The organism is Streptomyces sp. NPDC101118 (assembly GCF_044759445.1).
Lineage (GTDB): Bacteria > Actinomycetota > Actinomycetes > Streptomycetales > Streptomycetaceae > Streptomyces.
This window is the reverse complement of the sequence record NZ_JBIVZG010000003.1, coordinates 539,548-564,697: the sequence shown is the minus strand read 5'-3', so window position 1 is coordinate 564,697 and position 25,150 is coordinate 539,548. Positions and strand designations below refer to the sequence as shown.

Sequence of the window (25,150 nt, the reverse complement as noted above, 5' to 3'; positions counted from 1 at the left end):
CCTTCAGGCCCGGTCCAGGCGGTAGACGCGGCGGGCGTTGCCCGCCGCGATCATGCCCGCGACGCGTTCGGCGTCGCGCAGGGACCAGGCCCCGTCGCCGACCCAGCCGCCGAGCACCCGGGCCAGGGCCTCGCGGAACACCCGGGCGCCGACCACGTGGAGTTCGGGCAGCTCCCGGCCGCCGCTGGAGAACAGCAGCTTGCCGAAGGGCGCCAGTTCCAGCAGCTCCGCCAGCACCTCGGCGGCCCGTGCCCCGGTGTGGGCGAGGGCGGGGCCCAGGTCGGCGTACACGTGCGGGAAGGCGCCCGCGAGGTGTGCGGCGTGCCGGTGGTACGGGTAGCCGTGCAGCAGCACGATGTCGGTGCCCAGGCCCGCGGTGGCCCGTACGAAGTCGGTGAGCAGCGTCGGGTCGGCGCGGTCGATGCGCTGGCGCGGGTCACCCGCCCCGGCGTGCAGCTGGAGCGGCAGCCCCGAGGCCACGGCGCTCCACAGCAGGTGCCGCAGCAGCACCGGGTCCACCCCCGCCCCCGCCACGCCCGCACCGCCGGAGGGGGTTCCGCGCCGGGCGGCCCTGGCCAGGGCCCGGTGCTCCAGCCAGCGCCCGGCGGCGCCCCGCACCTCTCCCGGGCCGGGCGGCTCGGGGGCGAAGGCCAGGGCGCAGCCGGCGCCCGCGACGGAGGTGAAGGCCACCGCGGCGGCGGCGGCCGCGTGGACGGCCTCGTCGAGGTTGGCCAGGAAGGCCTCGACGGTGCCCGAGGTGTCGGCGACCTGACCGGCCAGCAGTTCCAGCCGGACGATCTCGTGGGCCTCGGCGTCACCGGCCAGGGCGAGCTCGCGGGGGCCGGTGAGGTCGCCCGGCAGGCCGGTGTCGACCAGGTAGGTGGAGATCCCGGAGCCGCGCAGCAGCCGGCGGCCCGATTCGAGCACCCCGAGCTCGCGCCGGCGGGCCAGGTAGCGGGCCGGTGGGCAGTGGGGTTCGAGGCCCAGGAGCGGTGGACACCAGCGGCGCACGGCGAAGCCGGTCTGGGTGTCGAAGAAGGTGGTGCCGGGTGCGGGCGGGCCCGAGGCACGGCCGAGATGGGCCTCGAAGGTGCCGAGGCCCAGTTCCGTGCGGAGCACCCCGTGGCAGTACTGGTCCACCAGCGACGGCGTGTCGATCATCCGGGCATCCCGTTGCGGACGTCGGGAATCCCTCGGCCGGGCGAGCCCGGGAGGGACGAGCTTCCACACGTCCTAACGGGTGACCGGGGCGTCAGGTGTTGCTGGCGCCGGTGGGCGTACCGCTGTTCGACGGGGTGCCGCGGGTCAGGAGGGGCTGCCGAGCTGGAGGCCGGCCATCCGCTTCCACTCGTACGCACTGGTGCGGACCTTGGCGGCCAGCTCGCCGTCGAAGTCCTCGTGGAGGGTCAGCCCGGCCTTCTCGGCGGCCTGCTGTGCGACCTCGTACGAGGGGGCGACCAGGTCGCCCCAGCCGCCGTCCTCGCCGACGAGGACGATCCGGGTGCCCATCTGCCCGATGTAGGCGAGCTGCCCCTCGGCGCCGCCGTGCTCCTTGGAGAAGGCGCCGATCTGCTTGGCCAGCCTGGCCGCCTTGCGCTCCTGCTGCTTCGTGTCTGCCATGAACGGCATGCTACCGACGAGTAGGTCCGTGGAGGAAGAGATGCCCGTCACCGCCGCCCGGCGTGCGCACGGGCGGCGGACGCGGGTCAGCGCAGGAAGGGGTCCACGGCCACGGCGACGAAGAGCAGCGACACGTAGGTGATGGACCAGTGGAACAGGCGCATCTCCTTGAGCTTGCCGCCCGTCGCACCGGCCTTGGCGCGCGCCTGGAGCGCGTGCGCCTCCCAGAGCCACCAGCCGCCCGCGGCGAGCGCCACGGCCGTGTAGAACCAGCCGGTGTAGCCCAACGGGGTGAGCGCCAGCGAGACGGCGACCATCACCCAGCTGTAGAGGACGATCTGGCGCGCCACGACCCTGTTGGAGGCGACGACGGGGAGCATGGGGACGCCCACCCGCGCGTAGTCCTCCTTGACCTTCATCGACAGCGGCCAGTAGTGCGGCGGCGTCCAGAAGAAGATGACGAGGAAGAGGATGACCGCGGCCCAGGACATCGAGTTGGTCACCGAGGACCAGCCGATGAGCACCGGCATGCAGCCCGCGATGCCGCCCCAGACGATGTTCTGGGCGGTGCGCCGCTTCAGGATCATCGTGTAGACGACCACGTAGAAGAGGAGCGCACCGAGGGAGAGCGCGGCGGACAGCCAGTTGACGAGGAGTCCGAACCACAGGGTGGACACCACGGCCAGGACCAGTCCGAAGACCAGGCCCTCGCGCGGGCTGACCATGCCGGTCACCAGCGGACGCTGCGACGTGCGGTCCATCAGCGCGTCGATGTCGCGGTCGATGTACATGTTCAGCGCGTTGGCGCCGCCGGCGGAGAGGTAACCGCCCAGGCAGGTCGCGAGGACCAGCCAGAGCGAGGGCACCCCCTGCTCGGCCAGGAACATCACCGGCACTGTGGTGATCAGCAGAAGTTCGATGATCCGCGGCTTGGTCAAAGCCACGAAAGCCATGACCCGGGCCCCGAACGGCCGGTCACCGGGGCTCGTCCCGAGCACCCCCGCAGGACGGGATTCGACGGCCGTCACGCACACCCCTGACGAAAGACTCCCAGCAAGTCTTCCTGGTTCGGGCGTGAATGCCCGGTAAAGACTTGCGCGTACCACGCCACTGTAGACGTTGCCCAGAGGTCGCCCGGCGCCGGGGTCCACTCGTGTTGGACCGACCGGCGCAACTGCGAGAAGTGTGATCTCGAAGTGACAGAGCGGAGGCACTCGAATAGCTGCACGTCCTGTCGACGGTAGGCTCGGAAACGCACCCGGTGCGCGGTTCGCCGCCGGGAACCGGTGCGCCCGTCGTCACCGGGATTCGACATGTGGAGAGGAGCCCTGACCCAGGGTGAGCACCAAGCCGACCACCACAGAGCTCGACTGGACCGAGTTGGACCAGCGCGCCGTTGACACCGCTCGTGTCCTCGCCGCGGACGCCGTACAGAAGGTGGGCAACGGCCACCCGGGTACGGCGATGAGCCTCGCGCCCGCCGCGTACGTGCTGTTCCAGAAGGTCATGCGTCACGACCCCGCGGACCCCGAGTGGGTCGGCCGCGACCGGTTCGTGCTGTCCGCCGGCCACTCCTCGCTGACCCTCTACACCCAGCTGTACCTGGCCGGGTTCGGTCTGGAGCTGGACGACCTCAAGGCCTTCCGCACCTGGGGCTCGAAGACCCCGGGCCACCCGGAGTACGGCCACACCAAGGGCGTGGAGACCACCACCGGCCCGCTCGGCCAGGGCGTCGCCAACGCCGTGGGCATGGCCATGGCCGCCCGCTACGAGCGCGGTCTGTTCGACCCGGAGGCCGCGCCCGGCGCGTCGCCGTTCGACCACATGGTCTACGCGATCGCCGGTGACGGCTGCCTCCAGGAGGGCATTGCCGCCGAGGCCTCCTCGCTGGCCGGCCACCAGAAGCTCGGCAACCTCGTCCTGCTCTGGGACGACAACCACATCTCGATCGAGGGCGACACCGAGACGGCCGTCTCCGAGGACACCCTCAAGCGCTACGAGGCGTACGGCTGGCACGTCCAGCGCGTCGAGCAGCAGGCCAACGGCGACCTGGACCCCAAGGCCCTGTACGCCGCCCTGGAGGCCGCCAAGGCCGTGACCGACAGGCCGTCGTTCATCGCGGCCCGCTCGATCATCGCCTGGCCGGCCCCGCACGCGCAGAACACCGAGGCCGCGCACGGCTCGGCCCTGGGCGACGAGGAGGTCGCGGCCACCAAGCGCGTCCTCGGCTTCGACCCGGAGCAGACCTTCGAGGTCGCCGACGAGGTCATCGCGCACACCCGCAAGGCCCTCGACCGCGGCCGCGACGCCAAGGCCGAGTGGGAGAAGGAGCTCGCCGCCTGGCGCACCGCCAACCCGGAGCGCGCCGCCGAGTTCGACCGCATCCAGGCCAACGAGCTGCCCGAGGGCTGGGAGGACAAGCTCCCCGTCTTCGAGGCCGGCACCGGCGTCGCCACCCGCGCGGCCTCCGGCAAGGTCCTCCAGGCGCTCGGCGCGGTCATCCCGGAGCTGTGGGGCGGCTCGGCCGACCTGGCCGGCTCCAACAACACCACCATCGACAAGAACTCCTCGTTCCTGCCGACGGGCAACCCGCTGCCGGAGGCCGACCCGTACGGCCGCACCATCCACTTCGGCATCCGCGAGCACGCCATGGCCGCGGCCATGAACGGCATCGCGCTGCACGGCCACACCCGCATCTACGGCGGCACCTTCCTGGTGTTCTCCGACTACATGCGCAACGCCGTCCGCCTGTCCGCGCTGATGCACCTGCCGGTGACGTACGTGTGGACGCACGACTCCATCGGCCTCGGCGAGGACGGCCCGACCCACCAGCCGGTCGAGCACGTCGCCTCGCTGCGCGCGATCCCGGGCCTGAACGTGGTCCGCCCGGCCGACGCCAACGAGACCGCCATCGCCTGGCGCGAGATCCTCAAGCGCCACACCAAGGTGTTCGGCAAGGGAACCCCGCACGGCCTGGCCCTCACCCGCCAGGGCGTGCCGACGTACGAGGCGAACGAGGACGCGGCCAAGGGCGGCTACGTGCTCTTCGAGGCCGAGGGCGGCGACGCCCGGGTCGTCCTCATCGGCACCGGCTCCGAGGTCCAGCTGGCGGTCGCGGCCCGCGAGGCGCTGCAGGCCGAGGGCATCCCGGCCCGCGTGGTCTCCATGCCGTCCGTCGAGTGGTTCGAGGAGCAGGACCAGGCGTACAAGGACAGCGTCCTGCCGCCGTCCGTGAAGGCGCGCGTCGCGGTCGAGGCCGGCATCGGCCTGACCTGGCACCGCTACGTGGGCGACGCCGGCCGGATCGTCTCGCTGGAGCACTTCGGTGCCTCGGCGGACGCGAAGGTCCTGTTCCGCGAGTTCGGCTTCACCGCAGAGGCCGTGACCGCCGCCGCCAAGGACTCGATCGCCGCCGCGCGCTGACGCCCGGCAGCAACTCAGGTAGGAGATGCAATTCCCATGACAGACGCACTCAAGCGCCTCTCGGACGAGGGCGTGGCGATCTGGCTGGACGACCTGTCGCGCAAGCGCATCACGTCCGGCAACCTCGCCGAGCTGATCGACCAGCAGCACGTGGTGGGCGTGACCACCAACCCGTCGATCTTCCAGAAGGCGATCAGCAGCGGCGACGGCTACGAGCAGCAGCTCAAGGACCTCGCGGCCCGCAAGGTCACCGTCGACGAGGCCATCCGCATGATCACGACGGCGGACGTCCGCGACGCCGCCGACATCCTGCGCCCGGTCTACGACGCCACCGAGGGGCAGGACGGCCGGGTCTCCATCGAGGTCGACCCCCGTCTGGCCCACAACACCGCGGCGACCGTGGCCGAGGCCAAGCAGCTGGCCTGGCTGGTGGACCGGCCGAACACGCTCATCAAGATCCCGGCGACCAAGGCCGGCCTGCCGGCGATCACCGAGGTCATCGGCCTGGGCATCAGCGTCAACGTCACGCTGATCTTCTCGCTGGAGCGCTACCGCGAGGTCATGGACGCGTACCTGGCGGGCCTGGAGAAGGCCAAGGCGCGCGGCCTGGACCTGTCCAAGATCCACTCGGTGGCGTCCTTCTTCGTGTCCCGCGTGGACAGCGAGATCGACAAGCGCCTGGACAAGCTCGGCACCGACGAGGCGAAGGCCCTGAAGGGCAAGGCGGCACTCGCCAACGCCCGTCTGGCCTACGAGGCCTACGAGCAGGTCTTCTCCTCCGAGCGCTGGGCCGCCCTGGACAAGGCGCACGCCAACAAGCAGCGCCCGCTGTGGGCCTCCACCGGCGTCAAGGACCCCGCGTACAAGGACACCCTGTACGTGGTGGACCTGGTCGCCCCGGGCACCGTGAACACCATGCCCGAGGCCACCCTGGAGGCCACCGCCGACCACGGCGAGGTCGCCGGCGACACCGTCCGCGGGACCTACGAGCAGTCACGTGCGGAGCTCGACGCGGTCGCGAAGCTGGGCATCTCGTACGACGATGTGGTTCAGCTGCTCGAGGACGAGGGCGTCGAGAAGTTCGAGGCGTCCTGGAACGACCTGCTGAAGTCGACCGAGGCGGAGCTGTCGAAGCTCGCCCCCACGGAGGCCTGAAAACCTTGTCTGTAAACGGAGCGAACCCGCTTCGTGACGCACAGGACCGGCGGCTCCCGCGGATCGCGGGGCCGTCCGGCCTGGTCATTTTCGGCGTTACGGGCGACCTCTCGCGCAAGAAGCTGATGCCCGCCGTCTACGACCTCGCGAACCGCGGTCTGCTGCCCCCGGGCTTCTCGCTGATCGGCTTCGCCCGGCGCGAGTGGGAGCACGAGGACTTCGCCCAGGAGGTGCACGACGCCGTCAAGGAGCACTCGCGCACCCCCTTCCGCGAGGAGGTCTGGCAGCAGCTGGTCCAGGGCTGCCGGTTCGTCCAGGGCGACTTCGACGACGACCAGGCGTTCGAGACGCTGAAGGCGACGATCGAGGACCTGGACAAGGCGCAGGGCACGGGCGGCAACTTCGCCTTCTACCTGTCCGTACCGCCGAAGTTCTTCCCCAAGGTGGTCCAGCAGCTCAAGAGCCACGGACTCGCCCAGAAGGAGGGCTCGTGGCGGCGCGCCGTCATCGAGAAGCCCTTCGGCCACAACCTGGCCAGCGCCCAGGAGCTCAACAAGATCGTCCACGAGGTCTTCCCCCGGGACGAGGTCTTCCGGATCGACCACTACCTGGGCAAGGAGACCGTCCAGAACATCCTGGCGCTCCGCTTCGCCAACACGATGTTCGAGCCGATCTGGAACCGGTCGTACGTCGACCACGTGCAGATCACCATGGCCGAGGACATCGGCATCGGCGGCCGTGCCGGGTACTACGACGGCATCGGCGCCGCCCGTGACGTCATCCAGAACCACCTGCTCCAGCTGCTCGCGCTGACCGCGATGGAGGAGCCCGGCTCCTTCCACCCCAAGGCGCTGGTGGCGGAGAAGCTCAAGGTGCTCAGCGCCGTCCAGATCCCCGAGGACCTGGGCAAGCACACCGTGCGCGGCCAGTACACCTCCGCGTGGCAGGGCGGCGAGAAGGTCGTCGGCTACCTCGAAGAGGACGGCATCGACCCCGGGTCGAAGACCGACACCTACGCGGCCATCCGGCTGGAGATCAACAACCGCCGCTGGGCGGGCGTGCCGTTCTACCTGCGCACGGGCAAGCGCCTGGGCCGCCGGGTCACCGAGATCGCGGTGGTCTTCAAGCGGGCCCCGTACCTGCCGTTCGAGTCCGGCGCCACGGAGGAGCTGGGGCAGAACGCCCTGGTCATCCGGGTGCAGCCGGACGAGGGCGTGACGGTGCGCTTCGGCTCCAAGGTGCCGGGCACCTCCATGGAGGTCCGGGACGTGACGATGGACTTCGCGTACGGCGAGTCCTTCACGGAGTCGAGCCCCGAGGCGTACGAGCGTCTGATCCTGGACGTGCTGCTCGGTGACGCGAACCTCTTCCCGCGCCACCAGGAGGTCGAGCTGTCCTGGAACATCCTCGACCCGATCGAGCAGTACTGGGACGAGCACGGCAAGCCGGCGCAGTACCCGGCGGGCACGTGGGGTCCTGTCGAGGCGGACGAGATGCTCGCACGAGACGGACGGAGCTGGCGCCGGCCATGAAGATCGATCTCACGGAGACCACCTCCAGCAAGATCAACGCCGCGTTGGTGCAGGCGCGCCGGGACATCGGCACGCCTGCCATCGGCATGGTGCTCACGCTGGTCATCGTCACGGACGAGGAGAACGCGTACGACGCGCTCAAGTCGGCCAACGACGCCTCGCACGAGCACCCCTCGCGGATCATCGTCGTGATCAAGCGGGTCAGCCGGTCGCCGCGCAGCCGGCGGGACGCGCGCCTCGACGCCGAGGTGCGCGTCGGTGCCGACTCGGGCACCGGTGAAACGGTTGTCCTGCGTCTGCACGGCGAGCTGGTCAACCATGCGCAGTCCGTGGTCCTGCCGCTGCTGCTGCCGGACGCGCCGGTGGTCGTGTGGTGGCCCGAGGGCGCGCCCGCGGACGTCGCGGGCGACCCGCTGGGCGCCCTGGGCCAGCGCCGGATCGTCGACACGTACGCGACCGAGGACCCGTTCGCGGAGCTGTCGGCGCGCGCGGAGACCTACGCGCCCGGCGACACCGACCTGTCCTGGACCCGGGTCACCCCCTGGCGCTCGATGCTGGCGGCGGCCCTGGACCAGCAGTCGGTGCGGGTCACCTCCGCGGTCGTCGAGGGCGAGGACGAGAACCCCAGCTGCGAGCTGCTGGCCATGTGGCTGGCGGACCGGCTCCAGGTGCCCGTACGGCGCACCCAGTCGGCCGGTCCCGGGCTCACCGCGGTCCGGCTGGAGACCGGTGACGGCGCGATCGTGCTGGACCGGGCCGACGGCTCGCTGGCGACGCTGTGCATGCCGGGCCAGCCGGACCGCGCGGTGGCGCTCAAGCGGCGCGACACCTCCGAGCTGCTCGCGGAGGAGCTGCGCAGGCTGGACCCGGACAACACGTACGAGGCCTCGCTGAAGTACGGCGTGGACCGGCTGGAGGCGGAGTCCGCGGCGGCGGCCGCGAAGTCCGTCCCCGCGGAGCCCGTCCCCGCGGAGCCCGCCCCGGCGGCGGCCGGCCACGACGGGCCCGCTCCGGCGGCGGGGAGCGCCGCGGACTCCGCGGACGCCCCGGAGAAGCCCGCCAAGGCGCCCGCGAAGAAGGCTCCGGCCAAGAAGGCGGCGTCCCGGTGAGCGTCCCGCAGGTCGTGGTCCACCGCGACAAGGAGCTGATGGCTCAGGCCGCCGCGGCGCGCCTGATCACGCGCATCGTGGACGCCCAGGCGGCCCGCGGCTCCGCGTCGGTGGTCCTCACCGGCGGGCGCAACGGCAACGGCCTGCTGGCCGCCCTCGCCGCCGCGCCCGCCCGGGACGCGGTCGACTGGTCGCGGCTCGACCTGTGGTGGGGCGACGAGCGGTACGTGCCGGCCGACGACCCCGAGCGCAACCACGTCCAGGCCCGTGAGGCGCTGCTGGACGCGGTCCCCGTGGACCCGGCGCGCGTGCACGTGATGCCCGCCTCCGACGGCCCGTACGGCACCGACGTGGACGCGGCGGCCGCCGCGTACGCCGAGGAGCTGGCGCGGGCCGCCGGGCCCGAGGACCACGGCCCGGTGCCGCGGTTCGACGTGCTGATGCTGGGGGTGGGCCCGGACACGCACGTGGCCTCGCTCTTCCCCGGGCACCCGGGCGTGCGCGAGCAGGCCCGTACGGTGGTGGGCGTGCACGGCGCGCCTAAGCCGCCGCCGACCCGCGTCTCGCTGACCCTCCCGGCCATCCGGGCGGCGCGTGAGGTGTGGCTGCTCGCCGCGGGCGAGGACAAGGCCGGTGCGGTCGCGATCGCCCTGGGCGGCGCGGGTGAGCTCCAGGCCCCGGCGGCGGGTGCGTACGGCCGCGTACGCACCCTCTGGCTGCTGGACCGGGCCGCCGCCGCAAAGCTCCCGCCGCAGCTGTACCCGCCGGCGTCCGCCTGATCCGGCCGCACGACAAGGGCCCCCGCTCTCCTCGGAGAGCGGGGGCCCTTGTCGTGCGCCTGCGGTCAGCGGCCGCGCAGCGTGCGGTACTTGGCGACCAGGGCGGTGGTGGAGGCGTCCAGGCCGCCCACCTCGGTGCCCCGGACCAGGGCGGGCTCGATGCGCTTGGCCAGGACCTTGCCCAGCTCGACGCCCCACTGGTCGAAGGAGTCGATGTTCCACACCGCGCCCTGGACGAACACCTTGTGCTCGTACAGCGCGACGAGCTGCCCCAGCACCGACGGCGTCAGCTCGGCGGCCAGCACCGTGGTGGTCGGGTGGTTGCCGTGGAAGGTCTTGTGCGGCACCAGCTCCTCGGCGACGCCCTCCGCCCGCACCTCCTCCGGCGTCTTGCCGAAGGCCAGGGCCTGCGTCTGCGCGAAGAAGTTGGCCATCAGCAGGTCGTGCTGGGCCGCCAGCTCCGGGGACAGCCCCTCGACGGGCCGGGCGAAACCGATGAAGTCCGCCGGGATCACCTTGGTGCCCTGGTGGATCAGCTGGTAGTAGGCGTGCTGGCCGTTGGTGCCGGGGGTGCCCCAGACCACGGGGCCGGTCTGCCACTCGACCGGATTGCCGTCGCGGTCCACGGACTTGCCGTTGGACTCCATGTCCAGCTGCTGCAAGTAGGCCGTGAACTTGGACAGGTAGTGCGAATAGGGCAGAACCGCGTGGGACTGCGCGTCGAAGAAGGCGCCGTACCAGATGCCCAACAGGCCCATCAGGAGCGGGGCGTTCTCCTCCGGAGCGGCGGTCCGGAAGTGCTCGTCGACCAGGTGGAAGCCCGCCAGCATCTCGCGGAAGCGGTCCGGTCCGATGGCGATCATCAGCGAGAGGCCGATGGCCGAGTCGAAGGAGTAGCGGCCGCCGACCCAGTCCCAGAACTCGAACATGTTGGCCGTGTCGATGCCGAACTCGGCGACCTTGCCGGAGTTCGTGGACAGCGCCACGAAGTGCCGGGCCACGGCCTCCCGGTCGCCGCCCAGGCCGTCCACCAGCCACTGGCGGGCGGAGGTGGCGTTGGTGATGGTCTCGATCGTGGTGAAGGTCTTGGACGCGATGATGAACAGCGTCTCGGCCGGGTCCAGGCCGTGCACCGCCTCGTGGAGGTCCGCGCCGTCGACGTTGGAGACGAAGCGCACCGTGAGGTCGCGGTCGGTGAAGGTGCGCAGCACCTCGTACGCCATCGCCGGACCGAGGTCGGAGCCGCCGATGCCGATGTTGACGACGTTGCGGATGCGGCGGCCGGTGTGGCCGGTCCAGACGCCCGAGCGCACGCGCTCGGAGAAGTCCGCCATCCGGTCGAGGACGGCGTGCACGCCGGGGACGACGTTCTCCCCGTCGACCTCGACGACCGCGCCCGCGGGGGCGCGCAGCGCGGTGTGCAGCACCGCCCGGTCCTCGGTCGTGTTGATCTTCTCGCCGCGGAACATCGCGTCCCGCAGCTCCGCCACGCCGGTCGCGGCGGCCAGGTCCCGCAGCAGCCCCAGGGTCTCGTCCGTGACCAGGTGCTTCGAGTAGTCGATGTGGAGGTCCCCGACCCGCAGGGTGTAACCGGTGCCCCGCTCCGGGTCCGCCTCGAACAGCTCCCGCAGATGGGTCCGGCCGAACTCCTCCCGGTGCTTCGCCAGCGCCGCCCACTCGGGCGTCCGGTTGAGCTTCACGCGGCCTTCTGCCTTCATCTCGGACATCAACCCACTTCTTCCTGTCCTGTTGTGCCCCGCCACCTCCCAACCTAAGGGATCAGAAGGGCTCCAACCGACACAAACGGGCCCGGCCCGCGGGAGAAGGTCTCCCACGGGCCGGGCCCTGAGTCAGACGGTGCGTCCGGGCCGCGGACGGCTCAGATCTCACCCCGGAGCTTGGCGAGCGCCTCGGCGAGGATCGCCTCGCCGTCCGCGTCCGTGCGCCGCTCCCGTACGTACGCGAGGTGCGTCTTGTACGGCTCGGTGCGCGGCGGGGCCGGGGGGTTGTCCCGGTCCTGGCCGGCCGGGAAGCCGCAGCGCGGGCAGTCCCAGCTGTCCGGTACCTGCGCGTCGCTGGCGAAGCTGGGCTGGGTCTCGTGCCCGTTGGAGCACCAGAAGGAGATGCGCAGGCGCGGCGCGGACTCGCCGCGCTCGGCCTCACCCATCGGCCCCGCTCCGACCCGGCTTCCACGGATCGCGTTGCCACTTGCCACGGTCGTAACTCCCTGCGTGATGGTGCCGCGTTCGCTGTGTTGTCCGCCGCGGGCGCCCCAGTCTACGGAAGTCCCAACGCGCGTCCAATGGCCGGAGTTACTTCCGGTCAGCTGTCGAGCTTCATCATCAGGCCAAGCGCGACAATGCACGCGAACCACAGCAGACCGACCACGACGGTGATGCGGTCGAGGTTGCGCTCGGCCACCGAGGAGCCGCCGACGGAGGACTGCATGCCGCCGCCGAACATGTCGGAGAGGCCGCCGCCCTTGCCCTTGTGCATCAGCACCAGCAGCATCAGCAGCAGGCTGAAGACGATCAGGGCGATCGAGAACCCCATAATCACGGCTGGACCCTACTTCCTTGGTTATCGAGAGCGGGGGCCAGTGGCTGCTGATTCAGCCCCCTGGCCCCCGCAAGGGTACGACGGATCCGCCCTACCGCATACTCACTGACCTGGTCACTGGTCCCGGAAACGGACGATCTTGACGAACTCGTCCGCATCGAGGGCCGCACCGCCGACCAGGGCGCCGTCCACATCGGGCTGCGCCATGATCGCCGCGATGTTGCCGGCCTTCACGGAGCCGCCGTACTGGATGCGGACCTTGTCGGCCAGCTCCTGGGAGTACAGCTCGGCCAGGCGGCCGCGGATGGCCCCGCAGACCTCCTGCGCGTCGTCGGGGGTGGCGACCTCGCCGGTGCCGATGGCCCACACCGGCTCGTACGCGATCACGATGGACTCGACCTGCTCGGCCGGGACGTCCTTGAGGCCGCCGTCGACCTGGGTCAGCGTGTACTGGACCTGCTGGCCGGCCTTGCGGATGTCGAGGCCCTCGCCGACGCACAGGATCGGGGTGATCCCGTGCTTGAAGGCGGCCTTGACCTTGGCGTTGCAGATCTCGTCGTTCTCGCCGTGGTACTGGCGGCGCTCGCTGTGGCCGACGGCCACGTACGCGCACTTCAGCTTGGCCAGCATCGGGCCGGAGATCTCACCGGTGTAGGCGCCGGAGTCGTGCGCCGAGATGTCCTGGGCGCCGTACTTGATCTTCAGCTTGTCGCCGTCGACCAGGGTCTGGACCGAACGCAGGTCGGTGAAGGGCGGCAGGACCGCGACCTCGACCGCGTCGTAGTCCTTGTCGGCCAGGGCGAAGGCGAGCTTCTGGACGTGCGCGATGGCCTCGAGGTGGTTGAGGTTCATCTTCCAGTTGCCCGCCATCAGCGGGGTGCGAGAGGTCACGGGTCAGCCTTCCAGTGCCGCGATGCCGGGGAGTTCCTTGCCCTCGAGGTACTCGAGGGAGGCGCCGCCGCCGGTGGAGATGTGTCCGAACGCCTTCTCGTCGAAGCCGAGCGTGCGCACGGCCGCGGCCGAGTCGCCGCCGCCGACGACGGTGAAGGCGTTGCTGTCGACCAGGGCCTGCGCGATCGCGCTGGTGCCGCCGGCGTAGTCGGGGTGCTCGAAGACGCCCACCGGGCCGTTCCAGAAGACGGTCTCGGCGTCGGCGATCTTCGACGCGTACAGCTCGCGCGTCTTCGGGCCGATGTCCAGGCCCTCCTTGTCGGCGGGGATCTTGTCCGCGTCGACGGTGACGAACTCGGCCGGGGTCTTGCCCTTGAGGTCCGGGAACTCGGCGGAGGCGAGCACGTCGACCGGGAGGACCAGCTCGACGCCGGTGCGCTCGGCGCGCTCCATGTACTCGGTGACCTTGTCCACCTGGTCCTTCTGGAGCAGGGAGATGCCGACCTCGTAGCCCTTGGCGTACAGGAAGGTGTACGCCATGCCGCCGCCGATCAGGATGCGGTCGGCCTTGCCGAGCAGCTCGTCGATGACGGCGAGCTTGTCGGAGACCTTGGCGCCGCCGAGCACGACCACGTAGGGGCGCTTCACGTCGGCGGTGAGCTTCTTGAGGACGCCGACCTCGGTGGCGATGAGGTAGCCGGCGGCGTGCGGGAGGCGCGCCGGGAGGTCGAACACCGAGGCGTGCTTGCGGTGCACCGCGCCGAAGCCGTCACCGACGTACAGGTCGGCGAGCTCGGCGAGCCGGTCGGCGAACGCGCCGCGCTCGGCGTCGTCCTTGCTGGTCTCGCCCGCGTTGAAGCGCAGGTTCTCGATGACCGCGACCTGGCCGTCGGCCAGGGCCGCGACGGTCTCCTTGGCGGAGGAGCCGACGGTGTCGGTCGCGAACGCGACCTCGGTGCCCAGCAGTTCGCCCAGGCGGCGGGCGGCCGGGGCGAGGGTGAAGGCGGGGTCGGGGGCGCCCTTGGGGCGGCCGAGGTGGGAGGCGACGACCACGCGGGCGCCGGCCTCGGCGAGCTTCGCGATGGTCGGCTGGACGGCGCGGATGCGGCCGTCGTCGGTGATCACGCCGTCCGCGAGCGGGACGTTGAGGTCGGCGCGGACGAAGACCCGCTTGCCGGAGACGCCCTCGGCGAGAAGTTCGTCGATCGTCTTCATGCTGTTTCTGACTCCTTTGGCGCCCGTACGGGGCGAAGAACGACAGGAAAACTACAGGGTCCGGGCGGCGCTCCGTTGCGCCGGCCGGACCCTGTGCTTCACATCGTGGTGTTCCTGGCCCTGCTCAGAGACGGTCGCCGACGAAGACCGTGAGGTCCACGAGGCGGTTGGAGTAGCCCCACTCGTTGTCGTACCAGCCGACGACCTTGACCTGCTTGCCCTGGACCATGGTCAGGGAGGAGTCGAAGGTGCAGGAGGCCGGCCAGTTCACGATGTCCGAGGAGACGATCGCGTCCTCGGTGTAGTCCAGGACGCCCTTCAGCTGGCCTTCGGCGGCCTTCTGGAAGGCGGTGTTGATCTCGTCCTTGGTGACCTCGCGGTCCAGCTCGATGACCAGGTCGGTGACCGAGCCGGTGGGGACCGGGACGCGCATGGCGATGCCGTCCAGCTTGCCCTTGAGCTGCGGGAGGACCAGGGCGGTGGCCTTCGCGGCACCCGTCGAGGTCGGGATGATGTTCTCCGCGGCGGCACGGGCGCGGCGCAGGTCCTTGTGCGGGAAGTCGAGGATGCGCTGGTCGTTGGTGTAGGCGTGGACCGTGGTCATCATGCCCTTGACGATGCCGAAGTTCTCGTCGAGGACCTTCGCCATCGGCGCCACGCAGTTCGTGGTGCAGGAGGCGTTGGAGATGACGTGGTGGTTGGCCGCGTCGTACTTCTCGTGGTTGACGCCCATCACGATGGTGATGTCCTCGTCCGTGGCCGGGGCCGAGATGAGGACCTTCTTCGCGCCCGCGGCCAGGTGCTTGGCGGCGTCGGCCTTCTTCGTGAAGATGCCGGTGGACTCGATGACGATGTCGGCACCCAGCTCGCCCCAGGGGAGGTTCGCGGGGTCGCGCTCGGCGAAGGTCTTGAAGGTGTTGCCACCGACAGTGATCGTGTCCTCGGTGTGGCTGACGTCCTGCTTCAGGCGGCCGAGGATGGTGTCGTACTTGAGCAGGTGCACCAGAGTGGCGTTGTCAGTCAGGTCGTTGACACCGACGATCTCGATGTCCGCCCCCTGCTCCAGGAGCGCCCGGAAGTAGTTGCGGCCGATACGGCCAAAACCGTTGATACCTACGCGGATCGTCACGAACCGATCTCCTCGTATGTGCGCCGGTCTGTGCGCCGGCGAGCTGTATGGGATGTCCCCGACCGCCTCCGACCCTACCCCTCCGTGAGCCTTTGAGTGACATCGTGAGGGCACGGACGCGCGGGGACGGCCTGTACCAATGGGGCAGGCACAGGCCGCCGGGGACCCAAGGTCCCGTCACGCAGAGTCAGCGGTGCAGGGACCTGAGAGCCTTACCGATGAGTACGGAGCGGTCCTGCGGGTTGGCGAGGTGTTCGAGCCCGAACCCGAGCAGCACCGTGTCACGCGTTGTGACCGACGCATAGGACTTGAACAGCTCACCGGAGCGGGACCAATCTCCCGGAACTTCGGGACTTCCGGCGGGCGCGCCCTGTGCGGTCCATCCGCCGAGGGAGGTCTCGAAGCCCTCGGTGTCGCGGTCCGCACCGCCGACGACCAGCCGGGTCTCGTCGGCGAAGACGCCGCGGCCGCCCGATCCGGGGTCGGTGACGTAGGAGAGGGCCAGTTCGACCTTCTTGCCCGCGTACGCGCTGAGGTCGAAGGTGACCTCCTTCCAGCCGCCGGACGAGCCGGTGAAGCTGTGCCACGCGCCGCTGGAGCCGCTCGCGGTGCAGCCGCCGGAGGACAGGGTGAGGTAGCGGGAGAGGAAGGGGTGGTCGTTGATGAAGAACCCGGCCGCGCACTCCTCGGGCACGGTCGAGGAGGTCAGGCCGGAGGCCTCGGGGAGGGTGGTCCAGTCGTCGGCGCCCGACGTGTGCGCCTCCAGCAGCGCGTGGTCGTAGCCGGGTTCGGTGTTCCAGTTCAGGGCGAGGCGCAGTTCGGGCCGGTCGGCCGCGGTGACGCCGGTGAGGTCGACGGTGCGGACCAGGCGCCGCCAGTCGTCGTCCTCGTGGGTGGCGGCGGCCATGCCGGTGCCGCGGTAGGGGGCGTACGGGTTGACGACACCGGCGTACTGGCCGGCCTGCGCGCTGCCGAACTGGGGGAACGTGGCGGGCGGCAGGGTGTCGGAGGTGACGGTGTAGGCGCCGGCCGCGTTCAGCGGGTTCCCGGGGTCGCCGGGGGCGTCGCCGAGCGGGCCGGCCGCTCCGGCCAGGGCGCCTGCGCCGCCGAAGCCGGTGGCGCCGCGGGCGCTCGTACGCCCGTAGGCGCCGAGGTAGTACTGGCTGAAGTCGTTGGTGACGGCGCGGCCGACCTGGGCGCCGCCGCCGGCCAGCTCACCTGCCTCGACCAGCCTGCCGCCCTCGTTGAGCCAGTCGCGGAGCGCGAGCTGCGTGGGGCCCGAGGGGGCCTGGGCGCCCGTGTAGTGGACGGCGGTGCGGAAGTGGGACAGGACGCCCAGCGCGTGCGGCGCGCCCTGTGCGGCGACGTCCCAGACGGTCGCGGAGCGGCCGGCGGCGCGGAGCGCGTCCACGTACTTCTGGGCGTGCTGGGCGGCCGCGCCCTCCTCGGCGATCACGAGGACGTCCGCGCGGGGGCGTTTGGCGACGGTGTACGTGAAGTGCTCGCTGGACACCCGGGTCCCGGTGCGGGTGCGGCCGGTGAACCAGACCTCGACGGTGTCGCCGGGCCGGGCGCCCTCGACCTCGGCGCGGTACTGGTCGAAGTACAGGTTGTCGGTGCCGCCGTAGCGCTCGCCGCCCCGCCAGGGCGCCAGGTCCTCGTCGTGGGTGCGGCCGCCGTTGATGCGGTAGTTGAGCTCCTTGTTCCGGAGCGACGTGCGCGCGGTGACCGCGACCTGCTGGTCGCCACCGCGGGCGTAGGAGGTGGTGAAGGGGTCGGGGGTGAAGTCGGCGGCGGTCAGGCCGACCGAGGAGGAGGGCCGGTCGGGGTGGGCCGCGGTCTCGGCCACCGAGAGCGCGAAGGGGATGTTCTTCGCGAACTCGCCCTGGATCAGCTTCTCGTCGTCGGGGAAGTTGAAGCCGGACTGGCAGTCCTCGGCGCGCCACTGGTCGTTCGGGTCGAGGTCGGAGGCGGTCTGGCAGGTCGTCATCTCCGGGGTGAACATCATGATCCCGTTGACGTTGCCCGCGTGGCCGTCGGCCTCGCCGTTGGTCGTGTAAAGCTCCGAGGAGACCTGCGGGTAGTAGCCGGGCACCGCGGGGTTGTCGGGGGTGCCGGCCAGCGACTTGTAGAGGACGTCGTCCGGGGTCGGGGTGGCCACCTGCCAGCCCACGCCGTAGAGGATGAGCTCGGCGGCGGAGTGGTAGTTGATGCCGTACTCGAAGCCGACGCGCTTCTGGAAGCGGTCGAGGGCGACGGTCTCGGGCTCCGAATTGGGGCCGGAGCCGCGGTAGGTCTCGCTGAACGTGACGGGCGAGGAACCCTCGTTGTCGTAGCCCCACTTGTAGGCGAAGTTGCGGTTGAGGTCGACCCCGTCGCCGGTGGTGGTCTTCCCGTCGCCGTTGTTGTCGCGGAGGTTCTTGCGCCACAGCCGCTCGCCGTCGGGGGCGTGCGTGTAGTCGTACCCGTCGGGGTTGGCGGAGATCAGGAACCACAGCTCGGTGGTGTCCACCAGCCGCGTGATCCGCTGGTCCTTGCCGTAGTTGTCGAGGTAGTGGTGGAGCAGCCGGCGGGTCATCTCCGGGGTGATCCACTCGCGGGCGTGCTGGTTGGACATGTACAGCACGGCGGGTTTGGCGCCGTCCTTCGTGGTGCGGGCCCGCTTGGACACCTTGATCGCGAGGATGTCCCGGCCCTTGACCGTCTTGCCGATGGAGACCACCTTGGTCAGGCCCGGGTGGGACTGGCCGGTGCGGACGATCTCCTCCTGGATGTTGCCCTTGCCGCTGTACGGGCGGTACACCCCGTCCCCGGCGGCGCGGGCGCGTGCCAGGCCGCCGGGCGACACGGTGCGCTCGGTGAGCCTGACGCCCTGGGCGCCGAGGGCGCGGGCCTGGCCGCCGGTGAGGAACAGCTCGACGCGGGCGGTGCCGCCGGCGGGCGGTCGTTCGCTCAGTTCGTGTGCGTCCTGGCCGGCCGCCAGGACCAGTGGGACCTGCTGCTGGGTGATGTCTGCCTGGTAGACCCGTACCTCGTCGGCGGCCGCGGGTCCGGCCTCCGGCGCGGCGGCCGGGCCGGGCTGGGCCAGTGCCGCGGGTACGGCGGCCATCGAACCGAGGATCAGTGCGCCGGTGGCGAGGATCGAGCCCGCTCTGCGCCTCATGTGCCCCCCTTGCTGTCGTCCGTCACGAAAGCGTGCGGACGCCAGGCTTACGGTGGTGCATGGTCATGTCAAGAAGGCCTCGGGTGGCGGAGTCGTCCGGGTGGAGGGCCCCTGTGACGCGTGGGACGGGTGGGACACCCGATGCGTTCTGGGGTGCCCGGGGCGGTGTCCGCGGCGTGTGCGCGAGGCGTGCGTCCCGGTCCGTCGCGCCGTCCGGAACGGCGACCCTGCGTACCGGCCGGGGCCGGCGTACGGGCCCGGCCGGCACGCGGCGTACGGGGCGGCCGGCGCGGGGCCTACGGGGCGCGGCGTACGGGGCGGGGCCGGTGCCGGCGGTCGCGTGCGTACGCGACCGCCGGCCGGGACCCGTACCGTCCGGCGCGCCTAGCCGACCAGGTTGTCGGCCATCTCCTCGGTGAGGTTCGACTCGGTGCCCGGGATGCCCAGGTCCTGCGCCCGCTTGTCGGCCATGGCCAGCAGCCGGCGGATCCGGCCGGCCACCGCGTCCTTGGTCAGCGGCGGGTCGGCGAGCGCGCCCAGCTCCTCCAGGGAGGCCTGCTTGTGCTCCATCCGCAGCCGGCCGGCGGCGGCGAGGTGCTCGGGCACCTCCTCGCCGAGGATCTCCAGAGCGCGCTGGACCCGCGCCCCGGCGGCCACGGCGGCCCGCGCCGAGCGGCGCAGGTTGGCGTCGTCGAAGTTGGCCAGCCGGTTGGCGGTGGCCCGCACCTCGCGGCGCATCCGCCGCTCCTCCCAGGCCAGCACCGACTCGTGCGCGCCGAGCCGGGTGAGCAGGGCGCCGATGGCGTCGCCGTCGCGGACGACCACCCGGTCCACCCCGCGGACCTCGCGGGCCTTGGCGGCGATGGACAGCCGGCGCGCCGCGCCGACCAGGGCCAGGGCCGCCTCCGGACCCGGGCAGGTCACCTCCAGCGAGGAGGAACGGCCGGGCTCGGTGAGCGAGCCGTGCGCGAGGAAGGCGCCGCGCCAGGCCGCCTCCGCGTCGCAGGTGGCCCCGGAGACCACCTGCGGGGGCAGGCCCCGGATGGGCCGCCCGCGGCCGTCGACCAGGCCGGTCTGGCGGGCCAGCTGGTCGCCGCCGGCGACCACGCGGACCACGAAGCGCGAGCCGCGGCGCAGCCCGCCGGGCGCCATCACGATCAGCTCCGAGCTGTGCCCGAAGATCTCCAGGATGTCCTTCTTCAGCCGGCGCGCCGCGAAGCTGGTGTCCAGCTCCGCCTCGATCACGATGCGGCCGCTCACCAGGTGCAGCCCGCCCGCGAAGCGCAGGATCGCCGAGACCTCCGCCTTCCTGCAGCAGGTGCGGGTGACGGGGAGACGGGAGATCTCGTCCTTCACCGCAGGCGTCATCGCCATGGGCCGATCCTTCCATGCATCCGAAAAATACGGTCGTACGCGGCCGCCAGCAGCTCGGGGTCGTGCCTGGCAGAGGCACCCCCGGAGCCGTCGGCCTGGGAGCTGCCCCCAGGCCGCGCCGCCACAGGAGCCAGTTCGACCGCGGCACCGAACCGCTTGGCGGCATCGGCGAGGGACTCGCGGTCGGGTACGGCAGCCTGGTCGGCCAGCACCACGTCCAGGGCGAGTTTAGGGGCGTGTCGTGCCAAAACCTCCAAATGACGCTGCGGTGAGAAGCCATCGGTTTCCCCGGGCTGCGGGGCGAGGTTCAGCGACAGCACCCGCCGGGCCTTGGTCTCGACCAGCGCGTCGAGCAGCTGCGGCACCAGCAGGTGCGGGATCACGGACGAGAACCAGGACCCCGGACCCAGCACCACCCAGTCCGCGTCGAGGACCGCCTCGACCGCTTCCGGCACCGCCGGCGGGTCGTGCGGCACGACGTGCACGGACTGCACCTCGCCGGGCGTCAGGGCCACCGTGGCCTGCCCGCGCACCACGTCCACGTCGTTCGGCCGGTCCGGGTCGTGCCCCCTGACCAGGGCCTGGAGCTCCAGCGGCACGGCCGACATGGGCAGCACCCGGCCCTGCGCCCCCAGCAGCCGCCCGACCAGGTCGAGGGCGCTGACGTGGTCGCCCAGCTGCTCCCAGAGGGCGACGATCAGCAGGTTGCCCACGGCGTGGCCGTGCATCTCGCCCTTGCTGGCGAAGCGGTGCTGGATGACCCGCGCCCAGGTCTGGCCCCAGTCGTCGTCCCCGCACAGCGCCGCGAGGGCCTTGCGCAGGTCGCCCGGCGGCAGCACGCCCAGCTCCTCGCGGAGCCGGCCGCTGGAGCCGCCGTCGTCGGCGACGGTCACGACGGCCGTCAGGTCGCCGGTGATCCGCCGCAGCGCGGCGAGCGAGGCGGACAGGCCCATGCCGCCGCCGAGCGCGACGACCTTGGGCTGTGCGCCGCGCCTGCGGCGGGCCCGGGCGGCGTCCTCGCCGAGCCCGGGCGTGATCCGCCGCAGACGCCGCAGCCGGAGGCTACGGCCGGTCACTCGCGCCCCATGTCCCGGTGTACGACGACGGTCTCGACTCCCTCGGAGGCGAGGCGGGCGGCGAGCTTCTCGGACATGGCCACGCTGCGGTGCTTGCCGCCCGTGCAGCCCACCGCGATGGTCACGTACCGCTTGCCCTCGCGGCGGTAGCCGGTGGCGATGAGCTGGAGCAGCTCGGCGTACCGGTCGAGGAACTCCTTGGCGCCGGGCTGGTTGAAGACGTAGCCCGACACCTCCTCGTTGAGGCCGGTGAAGGGGCGCAGCTCCGGGACCCAGTGCGGGTTGGGCAGGAAGCGGCAGTCCACGACGAGGTCGGCGTCGACGGGCAGGCCGTACTTGTAGCCGAAGGACATGACGGTGGCGCGCAGCTCCGGCTCCTCGTCCCCGGCGAACTGGGCGTCCATCTTGGCGCGCAGCTCGTGGACGTTGAGGCTGGAGGTGTCGATCACCAGGTCGGCGTCGCCGCGCAGCTCGCGCAGCAGGTCGCGCTCGGCGGCGATGCCGTCGACGATGCGGCCGTCGCCCTGGAGGGGGTGCGGCCGGCGGACCGACTCGAAGCGGCGGACCAGCGCGTCGTCCGAGGACTCCAGGAAGACGACCCGGTGGGTGACGCCGCGGCCGTCGAGGTCGGCGAGCGACTCGCGGAGGTTGTCGAAGAAGCGGCGGCCGCGGACGTCGACGACGACGGCGATGCGGGCGACGTTCCCCTGCGAGCGGGCGCCGAGCTCCACCATGGTGGGGATCAGCGCGGGCGGCAGGTTGTCGACCACGAACCAGCCGAGGTCCTCCAGGCACTTCGCGGCCGTACTGCGGCCGGCTCCGGACATGCCGGAGATGATCACCAGCTCGGGGATGGCCGCCTCGGCGGCTTCACCCGCCTCCACGCTCGTGCCCGTACTCACCTGTGCTCCGTCTCGGTCGTGTGCGTTCATTGCTCCGTCCCCCGTTCGGCCGAGGTCCCCGCGGGCGCGGGGGTCTCGTCCTCAATGATCTCTCCTGTCGCGGTGTTCACGGCAGGAGCCGCGGGGGCCGCCCGGGCGAGGGCCACGGCCACGGTCTCGGCCGTCTTGCGTCCTATGCCCGGGACCTCGCAGATCTGGTCGATTGTCGCCTGTCGCAGCTTCTTCACCGAACCGAAGTGCTTGATCAGCGCCAGCTTGCGGCTCTCCCCCAGGCCGGGTACGTCGTCCAGGGGGCCCGCCTTCAGGCGCTTGCCGCGCTTGTTGCGCTGGTACTGGATGGCGAAGCGGTGAGCCTCGTCACGTACCCGCTGGAGGAGGTAGAGGCCCTCGCTGGTGCGGGGCAGCACCACCGGGTCGTCCTCGCCGGGCAGCCAGACCTCCTCCAGCCGCTTGGCCAGGCCGCAGACGGCCACGTCGTCGATGCCGAGCTCCGTGAGGGCCCGCTGTGCGGCCTCGACCTGCGGGCGGCCGCCGTCGACCACGACGAGCTGGGGCGGGTACGCGAAGCGCTTCGGCCTGCCGTCGTCCTCCGGCTGCGGGTCGTCGCCGTCCTCGGGGCTCCACTCCCCCGTCTTCAGCTTCTCCTGGAGGTAGCGCCGGAACCGCCGGGACACCACCTCGTGCATGGACCGCACGTCGTCCTGCCCGGCGCCGTGCCAGACCTGCGTGTCTCCGACACGCCCCTTCACCTGGAAGCGGCGGTACTCGCTCTTGCGGGCCAGCCCGTCCTCGAAGACGACCATGGAGGCCACGACGTCGTCCCCCTGGAGGTGGGAGATGTCGAAGCACTCGATGCGCAGGGGTGCGCTGTCCAGCTCCAGCGCCTCCGCGATCTCCTCCAGGGCGCGGGAGCGGGTCGTCAGGTCGCTGGCGCGCTTGGTCTTGTGCAGGGCGAGCGACTGCACCGCGTTCCGCCGGACCGTTTCCATCAGGTCCTTCTTGTCGCCGCGCTGCGGGATGCGCAGGCTGACCTGGGAGCCGCGGTGCTCGGCGAGCCACTGGGCGACGGCGGCGGAGTCCTCTGGCAGGGCGGGGACCAGGACCTCCTTGGGGACGCCCTCGCCGTGCTCCTCGCCGTACAGCTGCTGGAGCGCGTGCTCGACGAGTCCTGCGGTGTCGACCGCCTCGACCTTGTCGGTGACCCAGCCGCGCTGGCCGCGCACGCGGCCGCCGCGGACGTGGAAGATCTGGACGGCCGCCTCCAGCTCGTCCTCGGCGACGGCGATCAGGTCGGCGTCGGTGGCGTCGGCCAGGACGACGGCGTTCTTCTCCATGGCCCGGCGGAGCGCCCCTATGTCGTCGCGCAGGCGGGCGGCCTTCTCGTACTCCATCTCCTCGGCGGCCTCGTGCATCCGCTTCTCGAGGCGGGAGAGGTAGGTGCCGGTGCGGCCGGCCATGAAGTCGCAGAACTCCTCGGCCAGTTCGCGGTGGTCCTCCGGGGTGATCCGGCCGACGCAGGGGGCGGAGCACTTGCCGATGTAGCCGAGCAGGCAGGGCCGGCCGATCTGCGCGGAACGCTTGAACACGCCGGCGGAGCAGGTCCTGACGGGGAACACCCGCAGCATGAGGTCGACGGTCTCGCGGATGGCCCAGGCGTGTGCGTAGGGGCCGAAGTAGCGCACGCCCTTCTTCTTGGGGCCGCGCATGACCTGGACGCGGGGGTACTCCTCGCCGAGCGTCACCGCGAGGGACGGATAGCTCTTGTCGTCGCGGTACTTGACGTTGAAGCGGGGGTCGTACTCCTTGATCCAGGAGTACTCCAGCTGGAGCGCCTCGACCTCGGTGGAGACCACGGTCCACTCGACGGAGGCGGCGGTGGTGACCATCGTGGCGGTGCGGGGGTGCAGGCCGGCCACGTCCTGGAAGTAGTTGGCGAGCCGCTGGCGCAGGCTCTTGGCCTTCCCGACGTAGATCACCCGGCGGTGCTCGTCACGGAACCGGTAGACACCGGGCGAGTCGGGAACCTGGCCCGGCGCGGGGCGGTAGCTGGAGGGGTCGGCCATGCCCTCCACCCTACTGGCGGGCACCGACATCCCGGCCCATTCGGCAGGGGGTGGAGAGGGCTCCACGAACACCGCCCGGCGGCCACGGCTGCGCCGGGGCAACGGGGTCCGGCAGGCGCCGGGGGCGGGGGTACGGAGCGCTGCCCGCGAGGGGGCGCGGGCATGCCGGGAACACGGCCCGGGCCGAGGGGCGGAGCCGGGCGGGGGGTCGGGCGGGGGGGGCGGGGGGGCGGGGGCGGCGCCTCGCGTCCGGGAGCCGCCCGACGGGGATCCGGGGGCGGGCCCCTGCCCTAGGGCGGAGCCCAGCCGGGATCCGGGGACAGAACCCGGACCCTGGGGCGGCATCCAGCGGGGACCGGGGGGCAGAACCCGGACCCTCGGGCGGAACCCGGCAGGGTCCGGCACAAAGCCTCGGGTCCGGGGGGCGGGACCCGGCGAGGATCCGGGGACAGAACCCGGACCCTGGGACGGGATCCAGCGGGGACCGGGGGCAGAACCCGGACCCTCGGGCGGAACCCGGCAGGGTCCGGCACAAAGCCTCGGGTCCGGGGGGGGGCGGGACCCGGCGGGGATCCGGGGGCGGAGCCCGGACCCTGGGACGGGACCCAGCGGAGACCGGGGGGCGGAACCCGGGGCGGGGTCCACGGCGGAGCCCGGCCCCTGGGGCGGGACCCGGCAGGGATGCGGGCGCAGACCCCGGCCCTTGCGACGGGACCCAGCGGGGATCCGGGGGCGGAGCCGGGGCGGGATCCGCGGCAGAGCCTGGGTCCTGGGGCGGGACGCGGCCGGATCCGGGACGGAGCCTCGGGTCGGGGGGCGGGACCCGGCGGGGGCCCGGGCCGGGCATGGACGGGGGCCGGGCATGGACGGGGGCCGGGCAAGGCCGTGGGCCCCGGGGCGGTACAGGTTCCCCGACCCGCCCTTCCTCCGTTCCCCGGGGCTCCGCCCCGGACCCCCGTCTGCGCCGACCCCGTACGCGGCCCCAGCGTGCACACCGACTGCGCCCCGGCCCCCCTGAGTGCGCCTGGGGAACCTGGGTCCCGGGGCCGCACCCCGCCTCCACAGCCTCTCCGGCGTTTGAGGAGCGGGGGCCTGGGGGCGGAGCCCCCGAAGGGTCCGGGCAGCGCCCGGGGAACGGTGGAAGGGCGGGGCGGGGAGAA

The 25,150-nt window shown here is 71.9% G+C and carries 19 protein-coding genes; 5 read left to right on the top strand and 14 right to left on the bottom strand.

What is annotated here, in order from left to right:
* Positions 1–3 precede the first annotated feature (3 nt).
* The 3 genes from ACIQUQ_RS08430 to ACIQUQ_RS08420 form a co-directional block, all read right to left on the bottom strand.
* A complete protein-coding gene (locus ACIQUQ_RS08430; RefSeq protein WP_403972689.1) occupies positions 4–1,161 on the bottom strand; it encodes an amidohydrolase family protein in 1,158 nt (385 codons plus the stop codon).
* A gap of 144 nt (positions 1,162–1,305) precedes the next feature.
* Positions 1,306–1,620, bottom strand: coding sequence for a hypothetical protein (locus tag ACIQUQ_RS08425; protein WP_403972687.1), 315 nt, complete (start codon positions 1,618–1,620; stop codon positions 1,306–1,308).
* Positions 1,621–1,706: 86 nt separating this feature from the next.
* Positions 1,707–2,648, bottom strand: a complete 942-nt coding sequence (locus tag ACIQUQ_RS08420) for a heme o synthase (protein ID WP_403972685.1) — start codon at positions 2,646–2,648, stop codon at positions 1,707–1,709.
* Between the two features lie 310 nt (positions 2,649–2,958).
* Here ACIQUQ_RS08420 and tkt point away from each other — a divergent pair, with 310 nt between their 5' ends.
* From tkt to pgl, 5 genes are read left to right on the top strand one after another with little or no spacing between them, the layout of a single operon-like run.
* Entirely contained in the window at positions 2,959–5,043 is a 2,085-nt protein-coding gene (gene tkt / locus ACIQUQ_RS08415) for a transketolase (RefSeq protein ID WP_403972683.1), read from the top strand.
* A gap of 36 nt (positions 5,044–5,079) precedes the next feature.
* Positions 5,080–6,198 (top strand): transaldolase, encoded by a 1,119-nt coding sequence (gene tal, locus ACIQUQ_RS08410; protein ID WP_403972681.1) that lies wholly within the window; start codon positions 5,080–5,082, stop codon positions 6,196–6,198.
* A gap of 5 nt (positions 6,199–6,203) precedes the next feature.
* Positions 6,204–7,730: a glucose-6-phosphate dehydrogenase gene (zwf, locus tag ACIQUQ_RS08405; RefSeq protein WP_403972679.1), complete on the top strand. Its 1,527-nt coding sequence runs from the start codon at positions 6,204–6,206 to the stop codon at positions 7,728–7,730.
* A complete protein-coding gene (gene opcA / locus ACIQUQ_RS08400; RefSeq protein WP_403972677.1) occupies positions 7,727–8,839 on the top strand; it encodes a glucose-6-phosphate dehydrogenase assembly protein OpcA in 1,113 nt (370 codons plus the stop codon). The genes zwf and opcA overlap by 4 nt, the downstream gene beginning before the upstream one ends.
* Positions 8,836–9,618 (top strand): 6-phosphogluconolactonase, encoded by a 783-nt coding sequence (gene pgl / locus ACIQUQ_RS08395; protein ID WP_403972675.1) that lies wholly within the window; start codon positions 8,836–8,838, stop codon positions 9,616–9,618. The genes opcA and pgl overlap by 4 nt, the downstream gene beginning before the upstream one ends.
* A gap of 65 nt (positions 9,619–9,683) precedes the next feature.
* Here pgl and pgi read toward each other — a convergent pair whose 3' ends face one another.
* The 11 genes from pgi to uvrC all read right to left on the bottom strand — a co-directional run bounded on the left by pgi (position 9,684) and on the right by uvrC (position 23,990).
* Complete coding sequence (gene pgi / locus ACIQUQ_RS08390; RefSeq protein ID WP_403972916.1) at positions 9,684–11,336, bottom strand: glucose-6-phosphate isomerase; 1,653 nt, start codon at positions 11,334–11,336, stop codon at positions 9,684–9,686.
* A 161-nt stretch (positions 11,337–11,497) separates the two neighbouring features.
* A complete protein-coding gene (locus tag ACIQUQ_RS08385; RefSeq protein ID WP_403972672.1) occupies positions 11,498–11,833 on the bottom strand; it encodes an RNA polymerase-binding protein RbpA in 336 nt (111 codons plus the stop codon).
* A gap of 107 nt (positions 11,834–11,940) precedes the next feature.
* The gene (gene secG / locus ACIQUQ_RS08380; protein ID WP_399940555.1) at positions 11,941–12,171 is read right to left on the bottom strand and encodes a preprotein translocase subunit SecG; all 231 of its coding nucleotides are present in this window, start codon (positions 12,169–12,171) and stop codon (positions 11,941–11,943) included.
* Positions 12,172–12,291: 120 nt separating this feature from the next.
* Positions 12,292–13,068: a triose-phosphate isomerase gene (gene tpiA, locus ACIQUQ_RS08375; RefSeq protein ID WP_403972670.1), complete on the bottom strand. Its 777-nt coding sequence runs from the start codon at positions 13,066–13,068 to the stop codon at positions 12,292–12,294.
* 3 nt (positions 13,069–13,071) lie between these two features.
* A complete protein-coding gene (locus ACIQUQ_RS08370) occupies positions 13,072–14,283 on the bottom strand; it encodes a phosphoglycerate kinase (RefSeq protein ID WP_403972668.1) in 1,212 nt (403 codons plus the stop codon).
* A gap of 124 nt (positions 14,284–14,407) precedes the next feature.
* Entirely contained in the window at positions 14,408–15,412 is a 1,005-nt protein-coding gene (gene gap, locus ACIQUQ_RS08365; RefSeq protein ID WP_403972666.1) for a type I glyceraldehyde-3-phosphate dehydrogenase, read from the bottom strand.
* Between the two features lie 187 nt (positions 15,413–15,599).
* Entirely contained in the window at positions 15,600–18,575 is a 2,976-nt protein-coding gene (locus ACIQUQ_RS08360) for a M14 family zinc carboxypeptidase (protein WP_403972664.1), read from the bottom strand.
* Positions 18,576–18,959: 384 nt separating this feature from the next.
* Positions 18,960–19,949, bottom strand: coding sequence for a DNA-binding protein WhiA (whiA, locus tag ACIQUQ_RS08355; RefSeq protein WP_399940174.1), 990 nt, complete (start codon positions 19,947–19,949; stop codon positions 18,960–18,962).
* Positions 19,940–21,025, bottom strand: a complete 1,086-nt coding sequence (gene yvcK, locus ACIQUQ_RS08350) for a uridine diphosphate-N-acetylglucosamine-binding protein YvcK (protein ID WP_403972662.1) — start codon at positions 21,023–21,025, stop codon at positions 19,940–19,942. Before yvcK ends, whiA begins: the two co-directional genes overlap by 10 nt.
* Positions 21,022–21,957, bottom strand: coding sequence for an RNase adapter RapZ (gene rapZ / locus ACIQUQ_RS08345; protein ID WP_399940169.1), 936 nt, complete (start codon positions 21,955–21,957; stop codon positions 21,022–21,024). The genes yvcK and rapZ overlap by 4 nt, the downstream gene beginning before the upstream one ends.
* Positions 21,954–23,990 carry an excinuclease ABC subunit UvrC gene (uvrC, locus tag ACIQUQ_RS08340; protein WP_403972660.1) on the bottom strand — a complete coding sequence of 679 codons (2,037 nt, stop codon included), beginning with the start codon at positions 23,988–23,990 and terminating at the stop codon, positions 21,954–21,956. The genes rapZ and uvrC overlap by 4 nt, the downstream gene beginning before the upstream one ends.
* Positions 23,991–25,150: the final 1,160 nt, after the last annotated feature.

Excerpts from the sequence above, each read along its gene's own strand:
- uvrC (WP_403972660.1), bottom strand. The coding sequence starts at position 23,990 with ATGGCCGACCCCTCCAGCTACCGCCCCGCGCCGGGCCAGGTTCCCGAC.
- ACIQUQ_RS08360 (WP_403972664.1), bottom strand. The coding sequence starts at position 18,575 with ATGAGGCGCAGAGCGGGCTCGATCCTCGCCACCGGCGCACTGATCCTC.
- ACIQUQ_RS08425 (WP_403972687.1), bottom strand. The coding sequence starts at position 1,620 with ATGGCAGACACGAAGCAGCAGGAGCGCAAGGCGGCCAGGCTGGCCAAG.
- ACIQUQ_RS08370 (WP_403972668.1), bottom strand. The coding sequence starts at position 14,283 with ATGAAGACGATCGACGAACTTCTCGCCGAGGGCGTCTCCGGCAAGCGG.
- tal (WP_403972681.1), top strand. The coding sequence starts at position 5,080 with ATGACAGACGCACTCAAGCGCCTCTCGGACGAGGGCGTGGCGATCTGG.
- pgi (WP_403972916.1), bottom strand. The coding sequence starts at position 11,336 with ATGAAGGCAGAAGGCCGCGTGAAGCTCAACCGGACGCCCGAGTGGGCG.
- whiA (WP_399940174.1), bottom strand. The coding sequence starts at position 19,949 with ATGGCGATGACGCCTGCGGTGAAGGACGAGATCTCCCGTCTCCCCGTC.
- opcA (WP_403972677.1), top strand. The coding sequence starts at position 7,727 with ATGAAGATCGATCTCACGGAGACCACCTCCAGCAAGATCAACGCCGCG.
- ACIQUQ_RS08430 (WP_403972689.1), bottom strand. The coding sequence starts at position 1,161 with ATGATCGACACGCCGTCGCTGGTGGACCAGTACTGCCACGGGGTGCTC.
- rapZ (WP_399940169.1), bottom strand. The coding sequence starts at position 21,957 with ATGAACGCACACGACCGAGACGGAGCACAGGTGAGTACGGGCACGAGC.
- secG (WP_399940555.1), bottom strand. The coding sequence starts at position 12,171 with ATGGGGTTCTCGATCGCCCTGATCGTCTTCAGCCTGCTGCTGATGCTG.